The organism is Streptomyces sp. SID13726, assembly GCF_010548375.1.
In the GTDB taxonomy this organism is placed as follows: domain Bacteria; phylum Actinomycetota; class Actinomycetes; order Streptomycetales; family Streptomycetaceae; genus Streptomyces.
This window is the reverse complement of record NZ_JAAGLY010000002.1, coordinates 39707-52877: the sequence shown is the minus strand read 5'-3', so window position 1 is coordinate 52877 and position 13171 is coordinate 39707. Positions and strand designations below refer to the sequence as shown.

8 protein-coding genes are annotated in these 13171 nt (G+C 72.1%); 4 read left to right on the top strand and 4 right to left on the bottom strand.

Annotated features, from left to right (window positions below):
- Positions 1-10: 10 nt before the first annotated feature.
- From G3I78_RS04240 to G3I78_RS04230, 3 genes are all read right to left on the bottom strand, one after another.
- Positions 11-688, bottom strand: a complete 678-nt coding sequence (locus G3I78_RS04240; RefSeq protein WP_164421419.1) for an AIM24 family protein — start codon at positions 686-688, stop codon at positions 11-13.
- Positions 689-756: 68 nt separating this feature from the next.
- Positions 757-2148, bottom strand: coding sequence for a CAP domain-containing protein (locus G3I78_RS04235; RefSeq protein ID WP_164421418.1), 1392 nt, complete (start codon positions 2146-2148; stop codon positions 757-759).
- Between the two features lie 153 nt (positions 2149-2301).
- Positions 2302-3498, bottom strand: coding sequence for a serine hydrolase domain-containing protein (locus G3I78_RS04230; protein ID WP_203614365.1), 1197 nt, complete (start codon positions 3496-3498; stop codon positions 2302-2304).
- 92 nt (positions 3499-3590) lie between these two features.
- Here G3I78_RS04230 and G3I78_RS04225 point away from each other — a divergent pair, with 92 nt between their 5' ends.
- From G3I78_RS04225 to G3I78_RS04210, 4 genes are read left to right on the top strand one after another with little or no spacing between them, the layout of a single operon-like run.
- Positions 3591-4763: an ROK family transcriptional regulator gene (locus G3I78_RS04225; RefSeq protein ID WP_164421417.1), complete on the top strand. Its 1173-nt coding sequence runs from the start codon at positions 3591-3593 to the stop codon at positions 4761-4763.
- 30 nt (positions 4764-4793) lie between these two features.
- Positions 4794-6593 (top strand): carbohydrate-binding protein, encoded by a 1800-nt coding sequence (locus tag G3I78_RS04220; RefSeq protein ID WP_164421416.1) that lies wholly within the window; start codon positions 4794-4796, stop codon positions 6591-6593.
- A 32-nt stretch (positions 6594-6625) separates the two neighbouring features.
- Positions 6626-8968: a glycoside hydrolase N-terminal domain-containing protein gene (locus tag G3I78_RS04215; protein WP_164421415.1), complete on the top strand. Its 2343-nt coding sequence runs from the start codon at positions 6626-6628 to the stop codon at positions 8966-8968.
- Positions 8965-10170 carry an SGNH/GDSL hydrolase family protein gene (locus tag G3I78_RS04210; RefSeq protein WP_164421414.1) on the top strand — a complete coding sequence of 402 codons (1206 nt, stop codon included), beginning with the start codon at positions 8965-8967 and terminating at the stop codon, positions 10168-10170. The genes G3I78_RS04215 and G3I78_RS04210 overlap by 4 nt, the downstream gene beginning before the upstream one ends.
- 7 nt (positions 10171-10177) lie before the next feature.
- On the opposite strand, the gene G3I78_RS04205 is transcribed toward G3I78_RS04210, so the two are convergent.
- The gene (locus G3I78_RS04205) at positions 10178-13126 is read right to left on the bottom strand and encodes a helix-turn-helix transcriptional regulator (protein ID WP_164421413.1); all 2949 of its coding nucleotides are present in this window, start codon (positions 13124-13126) and stop codon (positions 10178-10180) included.
- Positions 13127-13171 lie beyond the last annotated feature (45 nt).

Below are 13171 nucleotides of genomic sequence, written 5' to 3'. Positions count from 1 at the left end.
TGCTGCGGTCTCAGTGCTGCTGCGGCTTCTGCGGGGTCGCCTCGCTAGGCCGTACGACGACATATCCGGACCCCTGGAGCATCAGCTGCACCGCCTCGCCCGAACCGCCGCGCAGCATCGATCCGATGGACTGCGAGCGGTGCAGGGAGGTCGAGAGGCCCGCGGTCCAGCCGACCACGGCGTCCGTGTCGACGTACACCGGGAACTCCGGCGAGACCGGGATGACCAGCGGGTTGCCCTCGCAGACCAGCCCGAGCCTGCCGTGGCCCGTGAAGACGCTGTTGAACAGACCGCCGCCGGCGATGCCCGCGCCCTTCACGGTCGAGATCCGGTACGCCAACGAGGCGTCGAAACACAGGACGTTGCGGCCGTTGACCGTGAACTCGTCGCCGGGTTCCACGTCGACGATGAAACAGTTCTGGGCCTCGTGCGCGAACCAGGCCTCACCCTGACCGCGCACCGCCATCAGCGGCAGGCCCTCACCCGTGACGGCCCGCTTGAGCATGCCGCCGACGCCCTGGCCCTTGCGCTCGAACTGGAGATTGCCGCGGTAGGCGACCATCGCCCCCTGGCGGGCGAGCATCTCGCCGTGCACCGCGTACCTGATGCACTTGGCGTTCTCGACCGTCATGCCCGGCGCGGTGGCCGGCTGCACCATGTGCTCACTGGAAAAGAGGTCACCCTTCATGGGGGCATCCTGGCCCGGAGGGATTCCTTCCGCCAAGATCGGGGCCCAGGCGGCGTTTCCGGCTCCGCTCAGGCACCGAACATCTGGGTCCAGTACGTGCCCGCCGGGCCACCGCCCGCGAATCCGATCCCGATGTGGGTGAAGTCCGGCTTGAGGATGTTGGCGCGATGCCCTGGACTGTTCATCCACCCCTCGACGACCTCGGCGGGGGACCGCTGACCGCGCGCGATGTTCTCGCCGATCATGCGGCGTGTGGAGCCCGCGGCGGAGGCCCGGTCCCAGGGCTGGCTGCCCTCCGGGGAGGTGTGGGAGTAGAAGGCCCGGACCGCCATGTCCGTGCTGTAGCCCTGCGCCGCCCTGGCGAGCAGGGGGTCGACGGCGAGCGGCGGCAGACCCGCACCCGTGCGCTCCCGGTTGGTGAGCCGGACGACCTCGTCCACGGTCCGTGCCAGCTCCGCGGCGGTGAGCGGTCTCGCCCACAGCGCCGTCCAGTACGTGTCCCCGGAGCGACCGCCCTTGACGTACGCCAGGCCGACGTCGGTGAAGGCCGGGTCGTGCAGGGTCCTCCGGGGCTGCTCGGTGCGCAGGCAGTACTCGACGAACTCGGACGGGTCGCGCGGACCGGAGACCAGGTGCTCGCCGACCGTGATGTACGTGTATCCGGTGGCCGTGAGGCGCTGGTGGACGGAGACGCCGTCCGGGCCCTCCGTGCCGAGGCGCCCGGCGGAGGCCATGGCGGCGGCGTGCGCGCGGGCGGCGTCGGAGAGGCGGGGATCGAGGGACACCGGGGGTGAACCGGCCTTGGAACGGGCCGAGTTGACCAGGCCCAGGAAACCCGCAAGGGCAGGGTCGGGGGAGTGGGAGCCGGTCGCCGGGTGGGACCGGTGCGGGACGGCCGGTGCCGGATGCGGCGCGGGCGATCCGAACGGCGTCCCGGATGCCGTACGCGGCGCGGTGGCGGGCACTCCGGCCTCCGGTGTGTCGTCGATGACATCCACCCCGAAGTCCCGGGCCAGCCCGGCCAGTCCGTCCGCGTACCCCTGCCCCAGCGCGCGCAGCTTCCAGCCGTCGCCCCGCCGGTAGAACTCCGCCAGCAGCAGGACCGTCTCCTGCCGTGGCCGCGGAGGCGCGAACCGGGCGAGCGCGCGGCCGTCCGCGCCGGTGACCTGGAGCACCGGGGCGGGCAGCCGGACCAGGGGAGTGGTCGGGTCCTCGGCGCTGACGACCACCGTGACCCTGGTGGCACCGGCGCGCAGCCGCCGGGGCTCCACGGTCAGCGTGTCGCCGGCGAGCCGGGCGCCCGGGGCGGACGGCTGGTTGAAGAACACGAAGTCCGCGTCGCCCCGGACCTTTCCGTCGTCGTCCGTGACGAGCGCGGACACGTCGAAGGGGCCGGGCACCCGGACGGTGACAGCCCCTTCGGGGAGCGGCAGATTACCGCCGGGGACCAACTCGCTCATCGCGCCGCCCTGTTGTCGTCGTTCGCTGGAGGAACGCACACCAGGGCACCGGGGTTCCCGGCCCGCCGATCTCTCTCGGTCCGGCGCGACCGGCCGGTCCGCTCGGTCCGGCGTGACCCCGGACCGGTCGATCCAGCGCGCCCCCGGGACCGCTCAGTCCAACGCGACCCCCGGCGCCACATCCTCGTGCCGCTCCATCGGCGCCCGGCCCCGTGGAGCCTTCGCCGACTTGCCGCAGAACGCGGAGTCCAGGGTGCGCAGCATGGTGTTGAGGACCGTGCCGTTGTTGGACGTGTTGGCGACCGCCGCGAGACTCCGCTTCCCGTCCTTGGACGCGAACGCGTAGGTGTAGAAGCCCTGCACGGCACCCGTGTGGCCGTACACCGAGACACCGCACGACAGATCGCGACGGCGCAGCCCCAGGCCGTACGCCTGACCGGTCCCCGCCGGTGCCCACCGCTCCATCTGGGCCAGTTGGGCGGCCGAGGTGAGACGGCCCCCGAGCAGCGCGGAGAGGAAGGTGTTCAGGTCCCGGGTGCTGGAGATGAGCGCGCCCGCGCTCTGCGCCCACGACACGGTCTGCTCGGTCGCGTCGACGAGCGGGGCGCCCGAGCGGTCCGGGGTGAGATAGCCGCGGGCGTGCCGGCCGGGGATCTTCATGCCAGGGTGCACATAGAAGGTGTCCCGCAGCTTCAGCGGCTCGATGATCCGCTTCCGGTACTCGGTCCCCACCGGGTTGCCGGTCAGCTTCTCGACCAGCATCCCGGCGACCACGAAGTTGGTGTTCGAGTACGAATACACCGCGCCCGGCGCGTTGGTGCGAGGCCGCCGCAGCGAGAGGTTCACCAGCTCCCTGGGCGTGAAGACCTTCTTGCGGACCGCCTCGAACCCGGGGACCGTCCTGGCGAACATGTCGTTCGTGTAGTCGTACAGACCGCTGCGGTGGCTGAGCACATGACGGACCGTGATCCGGCGGTCGGGCAGCAGCCCCGGCAGGTAGCGGTCGACCGGCGCGTCGAGGCGCAGCTTCTTCTCGTCCACCAGCTGGAGCAGTACGACGGCCGTGAAGGTCTTGGTGACGCTGCCGATGCGGAACCGGTCGGCGTCGCCCATCGCCCGCTTCGTCCCGCGGTCGGCGACGCCCGCGGCGACCCGGTACACCGTGCCCCGGTCGTCGATCCGGGCCATCGAACCCGGCGCTCCCTGCGCCAGCGCGGAACGCAACACGCCGCGCAGACCTGCGAGATCCGCGGTCGGCGCGGTCGGTGAATCGGCGTGGGCGGGGACCGCGAGCAGGGGCAGCAGCACCGCTCCCGCCACCGTCCCGACGAGCACTCTTACTGATGCCATGCGGAATGTCTCCCTGATCGATCACAGCAACGGCACAGCCAATCCTGCTTCTTTTATTGACGTCAGAAAAGAATCCTCATAGGTTCCCGGCCATGCGCCCGACCTCTCGCGCCGAGACCTTCCCCGCCAACACCCCGGCCGCCACGCAGGTGTTCACCGCCGTGCTGTCCCACGGACCCCTCGCCCGACTGGAGGTGGCCCGGCGTGTCGGACTGTCACCCGCCGCCGTCACCAAGGCGGTCCGCCCGCTCATCGAGGCCGGATACCTGGTGGAGGGCGCGGACGAGGAGGCCCGGCCGGCGCTCGGACGGCCAGCGAACCTCGTACGGGTCGACGGCGGACGCGCCCTGTTCATCGGTGTGAAGGTCACCGGCAGCGAGATCATCGGCGTCCTCACCGACCTGTGCTGCCGCATCCGGGTCGCCCGGCACCTGCCGCTGCCCGACCGCGACCCCAGGACGGTGCTCGCGAGCGTCGCCGAGATCACCCAGAAGCTCCTGGCCGAGACGGACGACTCCACCGCCCCTGTCCTCGGCCTCGGCATCGCCGTCTCCGGTGACGTCGACCGGGGCGAGGGGACCGTGCGCTACTCGCCCTTCCTGGAGTGGCGTGACGTCCCGCTCGCCGAACTCGCCGCCATGACCACCGGGTTGCCGGTCACCGTCGACAACGACGTACGCGCCCTGACCGTCGCCGAGCAGTGGTTCGGCGCAGGAGTGGGCCTGTCCGACTTCGCCCTGGTGACCGTCGGCGCCGGCATCGGATGCGGACTGGTCGTGCACGGCCGGGTGGTCGCCGGGGCCCATGGTGTGGCCGGTGAGATCGGCCATGTGACCGTCGACCCGGCCGGTCCGCTCTGCCACTGCGGCAACCGGGGCTGCGTGGAGGCGATCGCCGGTGAGGCCGCGATCGTCCGGCGGATACGTGAGGCCACGGGCGCCGAACTCGCCGATGCCGACGCGGCCCTGGCCCTCGCCCGTGAAGGCGTCGCCGGAGCCCGGGACGTCTACGCGCGCGCGGGCGAGGCGATAGGCCGCGGCATCGCCACCGTCGCCAACCTCCTGGGCCCCGAACGCGTGATCATCTCCGGCGAGGGACTCGCCGCCTACGACCTGTTCGCCGAACAGATCCGTGACGCCTTCGTCGCGGCCGCGTTCGGCTCCGCCGCCCAGTGCGACGTCCGCACCCGCCCGCTGCCCTTCGACGAGTGGGCGCGCGGAGCCGCCGCCACCGCCATCCAGTCCTTCATCACCCCGAGCCACTAAGGCAACCCGCACCCCTGGGAGGCACGACCCATGCGGTCATCCTCGTACTTCGTCATGCCCGCGAGAGCCCTGCTGGTGCTCGCCCTCACCGCGGTCGCCGTCCCCACGGCCCATGCCGCCGACACCCCGGCCGCGGCCCCCGCCGCCCTGGCCTCCGCCCTCGCCGCTAAGCCCTACATGGGCTGGTCCAGCTGGAGCATGCAGTCCTCCAAGTACCCCGGCCTCAACCCGGACGGCGACTACAGCTACCTCACCGAGGCCAACGTCCTCAAGCAGACCGACGCCCTCGCCGCCAAGCTCAAGAAGTACGGCTACGAGTACGTGAACATCGACGCCGGCTGGTGGATGGACAAGACCTGGAAGTCCGGCTTCGACCGGTACGGCCGCCAGAAGCCCGACCCGGTCCGCTTCCCCCACGGCATGAAGGCCGTCGCCGACCGCATCCACGCCAAGGGCCTCAAGGCCGGCATCTACCTCCCGGCCGGCCTGGAGAAGGGCGCCTACGGCGACGGGAAGACCCCGGTGTGGAACGCGGACGGCTGCACCACCGCCGACATCGTCTACGACGACCTGCGCACCACCAACGGCTGGGACAGCGCGTACAAGCTCGACTTCGCCAAGCCGTGCGCCGGCAAGTACATCGACTCCCAGGCCGAGTTGATCGCAAGCTGGGGCTACGACTTCCTCAAGCTCGACGGCGTCGGCCCCGGTTCCGGCAAGAGCGGCGACCAGTACGACAACGTTGCCGACGTCGCCGCCTGGCACCGGGCGATAGCCGCGACCGGCCGCCCGATCCACCTCGAACTCTCCTGGTCCCTCGACATCGGCCGCGCCGCCGACTGGAAGAAGTACTCCCAGGGCTGGCGCGTCGACACCGACGTCGAGTGCTACTGCAACACCCTCGTCAGCTGGGAGAACTCCGTCGACGACCGCTGGGACGACACCCCGGCCTGGACCCGGCACGCGGGCCCCGGCGGCTGGAACGACCTCGACTCCCTGGACGTCGGCAACGGCGAGATGGACGGCCTCACCAAGGCCGAGCGCCAGAGCTACGCCACCCTGTGGGCCATCGCCAAGTCCCCCCTCTACACCGGCGACGACCTCACCCGCCTCGACTCCTACGGCCTCTCCCTGCTGACCAACCGCGAGGTCATCGCCCTGAACCAGGGCCCCAACCCGCCCGCGCAGCCGGTCACCCCGTCCGACCCCCAGCAGGTCTGGGCCGCGAAGAACCCCGACGGCACCTACACCGTCGCCCTGTTCAACCTCGCCGACAAGCCGGCCTCGGTGACCGCCGACTGGTCCACCCTCGGCTTCACCGGCAAGGCGTCCGTCCGCGACCTCTGGAACCACGAGAACCTCGGCACCCACCGGAACAAGGTCACCCAGGCCCTGCCCGCCCACGGCTCCCGGCTCTTCACCGTCACCCCGCGCGGCACCGCACTCGCCCACAAGGGATACGAGGCCGAGTCCACCACCAACACCCTCACCGGCAACGCCTCCGTCGCCGACTGCTCCTCCTGCTCCGACGGAAAGAAGGTCGGCAACTTGTACCTCGGCGCCAAGCTGACCTTCAACGACGTGATCGTCGCCAAGGCCGGCACCTACCAGATCAAGGTCTCCTACATCAGCGGTGACGCCCGCTCGGTCGACGTCTCGGCCAACGGCGGCGGCGCCACCCGCCACAAGCTCCCCGCCACCGGCGACTGGGGGACCGTGGCCAGCGTGTACGTGCCCGTGACGCTCAAGGCCGGACCCAACACGATCACCTTCGACAGCGGCACCGACTACGCACCGGACATCGACCGGATCGACGTACCGAAGGCGTGAACGAGCCCTCCGCGAAGCCTCCAGGAGCCGCCATGACCCCCGCCCCCTCCAGACGCGGTGTCCTCGCGCTGACCGCAGCGCTCGCCGCCCTGCCCACCTTCACCGCGACCGCGGCACCCCAGCGGCCCGTCGGCGCATCCGCTCTCGAAGCCGATCCGCGCCACCGGCTCTGGTGGCAGGCCCCCGCCGACGAGCACTCGATGATCGAACAGGGCCTGCCCGTCGGCAACGGCCGCCTCGGCGCCCTCGCGAGCAACGACCCCGGCCGCGAACTCCTCCTGGTCACCGACGCCACGATGTGGACCGGCGGCCTCAACGACACCCTCGATCCGGACGGGCAGTTCCCCTACGGCCGCCAGGACTTCGGCTCGTTCACCCTGCTCGCCCGGCTCACCGTGGACATCCCGGACCACGACCTGTCCGCCGTCTCCGGCTACCGGCGCACCCTCGACCTCGACCGGGGCGTCAACACCACCTCGTACGTCCGCTCCGGCGTGACCTACCGGCGCGAGATCTTCGCCAGCCACCCCGACGACGTCATCGTCCTGCACTTCACCCAGAGCGGGGGCGGCCGCTACACCGGAACCGTCACCCTGGAGGGCACGCACGGCGAGGAGCCCGCGGTCTCCTTCGGGGCCGCCCTCCCGAACGGACTGAGATACGGCGCCGCCGTCACCGCGTACGGCACCGGCGGCCGAGTCCGCGTGGACGGCTCGCACATCACGTTCGCCGGGTGCCGGGACCTCACCGTGGTCCTCAGCGGCGGCACCGACTACGCGCCCGACACGGCGGCCGGTTTCCGCGACCCGTCCCTCGACCCCGAGCGACTGGCCCGCACCAAGGTCAGGGCCGCCGCCCGCCACTCGGCGACCACCCTGCGGAACACCCACACCGCCGACCACCACGCCCTGTACGGCCAGTTGGGCGTCTCCCTCGGCACCTCCACTGCCGACCGGCGCGCCCTCGACACCTGGGAGCGGCTCCACGCACGCGCTCGGGACGACGAGCCCGACCCCGAACTGGAGGCCCAGTACCTCCAGTTCGGCCGCTACCTGACGATCGCGGGATCACGCGGCAGCCTCCCGCTCAACCTCCAGGGGCTGTGGCTCGACGGCAACGACCCGGACTGGATGGGCGACTACCACACCGACATCAACATCCAGATGAACTACTGGGCCGCCGACCGGGCCGGTCTGTCCCAGTGCTTCGACGCGTTCACCGACTACTGCGTCGCCCAACTCCCGTCCTGGACCGACCTCACCCGCAGACTGTTCGACGACCCCCGCAACCGCTACCGCAACTCCACGGGCAGGAACGCCGGCTGGACGGTCGCCATCTCCACCAACCCCTTCGGCGGAGGCGGCTGGTGGTGGCACCCGGCGGGCAACGCCTGGCTCTGCAACTCCCTCTACGAACACTGGGAGTTCACCGCCTCCCGGGCCCATCTGGAGAAGATCTACCCCCTCCTGAAGGGCGCCTGCGAGTTCTGGGAGGCGCGGCTGCTGACCATGACCCTCCCGGGCACCTCACGGGAGGTCCTCGTCGCCGACAGCGACTGGTCACCCGAGCACGGACCGCTCGACGCCAAGGGCATCACCTACGCCCAGGAACTGGTGTGGGCCCTGTTCGGCAACTACTGCGCCGCGGCGGCCGAGTTGAGGAAGGACACGGGATTCGCGGCCACCGTGGCAGGCCTGCGGAAGCGCCTCCACCTCCCGCAGGTCAGCCTCACCACGGGCTGGCTGGAAGAGTGGATGTCCCCCGACAACCTCGGCGAGACCACCCACCGCCACCTGTCCCCGCTCGTCGGCCTGTTCCCCGGCGACCGCATCCGCCCCGACCGCTCCACCCCGGCCGACCTCGTCGACGGCGCCACCGCCCTGCTCACCGCCCGCGGCATGGAGAGCTTCGGCTGGGCCAACGCCTGGCGCGCCCTGTGCTGGGCCCGCCTCAAGAACGCCGACAACGCCTACCGGCTGGTCCTCAACAACCTCCGCCCCTCCAGCGGGGGCAGCAACGGCACCGCGTTCAACCTCTTCGACATCTACCAGGTGGAACAGGGCCGCGGAATCTTTCAGATCGACGCGAACCTGGGTACCCCTGCGGCGATGATCGAGATGCTGCTCTACTCCCGCCCCGGCCACCTGGAACTCCTGCCCGCCCTGCCCGACGCCTGGGCCGCCTCCGGCTCCCTCACCGGAGCGAACGCACGCGGCGGCTTCGTCGTCGATCTACGCTGGCGGAATGGGAAACCGACCGAAGCACGGATCCGCAGCACCGGCGGCCGCACCACGACGGTCGCCTTCGGGGGGAGCGCTCGTACGGTGACGCTGAAGCCCGGGACCACCGTCACCCTGAAGGACTTCGACCGATGAGGGGCGGGATACCCCGGACCGTACGGCTGCTCGCCGTCACCGTCACGGCCGCGGCCCTCCAGGCCGGCCCCGCACCGGCCGCCGTCGGCCCGCCCGACGGGGTGATCACCTGGGGCACCAGCGCCTACCGCATCGCCGACGTGTCGGCGGCGCGCGGATACCGCATGGTGGTCCACACCAGCGTCGGCGGCCGGTCCCCGCGCATCCGGCTCTCCAACGCCTTCGGGGACCGGCCGGTGACCTTTGACAGCGTCTACGCCGGCCTCCAGCTGAAGGACGCCGAACTGGTCCGCGGCACCAACCGGCGGCTCACCTTCGACGGCTCGTCCTCCGTCACCCTGGAACCCGGCACCACCGTGTACAGCGACCCGCTGCCCGGCAGGCTGCCCGCCGAGTCGGACCTGGTCGTCAGCGTCCACACCCCGGACGCGGCGGGACCGGTCACCGGACACTGGATGGCCCTGCAGACGTCGTACACCGCCGAGGGCGACCACACCGCCGAGGAGAGCGGTACCGGCTGGACCGGGACCGTCGGATCGTGGTTCTACCTGGACGCCGTCTCGGTACGCACGGACGCGGCCACCGGCGCGGTCGTCGCGCTCGGCGACTCCATCACCGACGGCTGGCAGTCCACCACCGACCGCAACCGGCGCTGGCCCGACTACCTCGCCCGCCGCCTCCAGAAGGCCCGCACCGGTGTCAAGGGCGTGGCCAACGAGGGGATCTCCGGCAACAAGGTGCTGGCCGACGGCGCCGGACCGAGCGCCCTGAACCGCCTGGAGCGGGACGTGCTGTCCCAGCCGGGCGTGTCGACGGTCTTCCTCTTCGAGGGCGTCAACGACCTCAAGGCCCACACCGGCGTCACCGCGCAGGACCTGATCGGCGGCTACCGCCAGATCGTCGACCGGGCCCACGACGCCGGCAAGTGCGTGGTCGTCTCCACCATCGCCCCCTTCAAGGGCTGGCCGGAATGGGACCCGGCCGCCGAGGCCGTACGCCAGGAGGTCAACGAGTTCATCAGGAGCCACCGGGACGAGTTCGACGCCGTCACCGACTTCGACCGCGTCCTGCGCAGCCCCTACGACCACGAGCGGATGCTCCCGTTCTTCGACGGCGGCGACCACATCCACCCCAACGACAAGGGCATGCAGGCCATGGCGGACGCCGTCGACCTCAAGAGCCTGGAGTGCGCCCGCAGTTGAGGGGCCGTCAGTCGCGGGCCGTCGTCTCCGGGATGATCAGCCCCTCCCGGTAGGCGACGGCCACGGCCTCGGTACGGCTCGCGGCGCCCAGCTTGGCGAGGATGTTGGAGACGTGCACACTCGCCGTCTTGCCGGAGATGAACAGCTCCTCGCCGATCTGCCGGTTGCTGCGCCCCCGGGCGAGCAGCCGCAGCACGTCCCGCTCCCGGGCCGTGAGCAGGGACGCGGTGGCGGCCGGGGCCTCGGCGAGACGGCCGCGCCGGATCAGCTCGTCCGCCTGTCCCAGCAGCACCTCGGCGCCCAGCCCGGCGAACACCTCGCGGGCGGCGCGCGCCTCGACGGCGGCCTCCTCGCGCCGGTCGGCGGCGAGCAGGGCCTCGGCGTACCGCAGCCGGCAGCGCGCCGGTTCGTACACGTCACCGAAGTCGAACGCGGCCACCGCCTTCGCCCAGACCTCCGCGTCCGGCCCCGACACGGCCCGTGTCCACTCCGCCTCGGCCCGCGCCAGCCACGCCTGCCCCTCCGGACCCTGCGGTATCCCGCCCTCGCCGTCCACGGCGGTCGTCCTGGCCAGCTCCACCAGCTCCGTCGCGGTCCGCGCCCAATGGCCCGCCCCGGCCGGGTCGCCCTTGAGGCGCAGGTCCACGGCCCGGTCGGCGACCGCGGCCAGCGCGAGCGCGGCCAGCCGGACCGTCACATGCGGAGCCGTACCCGTCTCGTCGGTCAGCGCGGCCACCGTGGTCCGCATCCGCTCCACGGCCCCCTCCGCGTCGCCCTGCAAGGCGGCCGCGTCGGTCAGCGCGATGCCCGCCACCAGCGTGGCCATCCAGTCGAACGGCGGCTCCAGCAGCGCCCGGGCCCGGTCGGCAGCCCGGAAGTCCCCGCGCGCGAGCGCCACGTACAGCGCGGGCGCGACCGTGTACCCACCGGCCACGGGCAGTACCTCGGCATCGGTCCGCGCCGCCGCGACGCAGTCGTCCCAGCGGCCCAGCGTGTACAGCACCAGCAGCTGGAGGTAGCGCATCTCCATCGGGTACGGCGACGACAGCAGCCCCGCCCGGCGAGCGCGGTCCAGGCCGTCGCTGATCCAGGGCAGGCTCTCGTCGAGATGCCCGGACTCGAAGGAGCCGATGGCGAGGTTGAACAGCGCGCGTGTCTCCACCGGCGCGTTGCCCGAGCTGCGGGCCAGCTCCCGTGCCTGCCGCAGCCGCTCCCGCCCCTCCACCGTGCGCCGGCCGCCGCCCTCCAGGATCGCCAGCGAGATCAGCAGGTCGGCCTGCGCGTCGGTCACGCCCAACTGCTCCGCCCGGCCGAGCGCCTGCCGGGCGACCCGCAGCGCGGTCTCGTTCTCCCCGACATGGCGGGCCGCCAGCACATGGGTCGCCGCCGCCCACACCCAGGTACGGGTCGGGGGCTCGGCGGGGATCATGGCGAGCGCCTCGCTGCTGTAGGCGAAGGCCGCGGTGAGGTTGTCGACGCTCATCAGGTTCCCGGCGAGCGTGTAGCGCACCCGGGCGGCGAGTTCGGAGTCCGCCTCCTGGCCGACGCCCGCGAGCGCGGCCCGGGTGAGCGACACCGCCCGGTGCAGCTCGCCGGTGTGCGCCGCGGCGGCGGAGGCCCGCAGCATCAGCCGTACCCGGTCGACCCCCTCGCCCGCGGGCCGCGCGGACGCGTCCACCGCCGACCACAGGTCGAGGGCCGCCTCCAGATGCCGTAGCTCCTCGGCCGGCGCCCCCACCCGCATGGCATGGTCCGCGGCATCGAGCGAGGCCGCGAGCGCCTCCGCCAGGTCGTGGCTCTCCCGGTAGTGGTGGGCCCGCTCCGCCGCGCTCTCGGCTCGGTGCCCCCGCCCGTCGAGCAGCCGCGCGAACGCCCCGTGCAGCCGCGCTCGTTCACCCGGCAGCAGATCCGCGTAGACCGCCTCACGGGCCAGGGCGTGCCGGAACGCGTACGTGTCCCGGTCGCCCGGCACCAGCAATTGCCGCCCGATGGCCTCCCGCAGCGCCGCCTCCAACTCCTCGTCGGGCAGGCGTACGGCGTCCCGCAACAGGTCGTGCTCGACGCGCCGCCCGGCGACTGCGGCGGTGCGCAGCACCTGCTGGGCGGTGTCGGAGAGCTGCTCGAACCGGATCAGCAGCACGTCGGCGAGCCCGCTGGGCACACCGCCGTCCCCGCTCCCGGTGGCGGCGAGCAACTCCTCGGCGTAGAAGGCGTTGCCCTCGGCCCGCTCGACGATCCGCCGCACGGTGGTGTCGGCCAGCGGCCCCTCCCGCAGCGCCCGCACCAGCCGCGCCACCTCGGCGTCCGCCATCGGCCGCAGCTCCAGCCGCTCGACGGAGGGCAGCCGCACCAACTCGGCGAGCAGGGGCCGCAGCGGATGCCGCCGGTGCAGGTCGTCGGCCCGGTAGGAGGCGAGCACCGCCAGCGGATGCGTGGGCGTCCCACCGGCGGCCCGCTGGAGGATGCCCCGGCTGAGCAGGAACCGCAGCAGATCCCGCGACGACTGGTCCGCCCAGTGCAGATCCTCCAGGACCAGCAGCAGGGGAGCGATGTCCGCGATGCCGGCGAGCAGCCCGGCGATCCCCTCGAACAACCTCAGCCGATCGCCGGAGTCCCCAGGAGATCCCCCTCCCAGCAACCGTTCCACCACCGGATGGGCCGCGAGCACCCCGGCGAACCGCTCGTCCTGCGCGAGGGCCCCCAGCATCTCGGTGAACGGGAGATAGGGCAGCCCGACGTCCCCCAGATCGACGCAGTGCCCGGTGACGACGGTCATCCCGTCCGCAGCGGCCCGCCCCATGACCTCGTCCAGCAACCGCGTCTTGCCGACCCCGGCATCCCCGGCGACGAGAACAGCCCGGGCCTCCCCGCCCCGGGCTCGTTCCAGCACCCCGGAAAGCCGGTCAAGCTCGTCGTCCCGCCCGATGAGGGGAGCACTGATGGAGATCTGCGACACGACTACATCCTGGCACTTCGCACGAACAGCCGGTCGACCCACCTA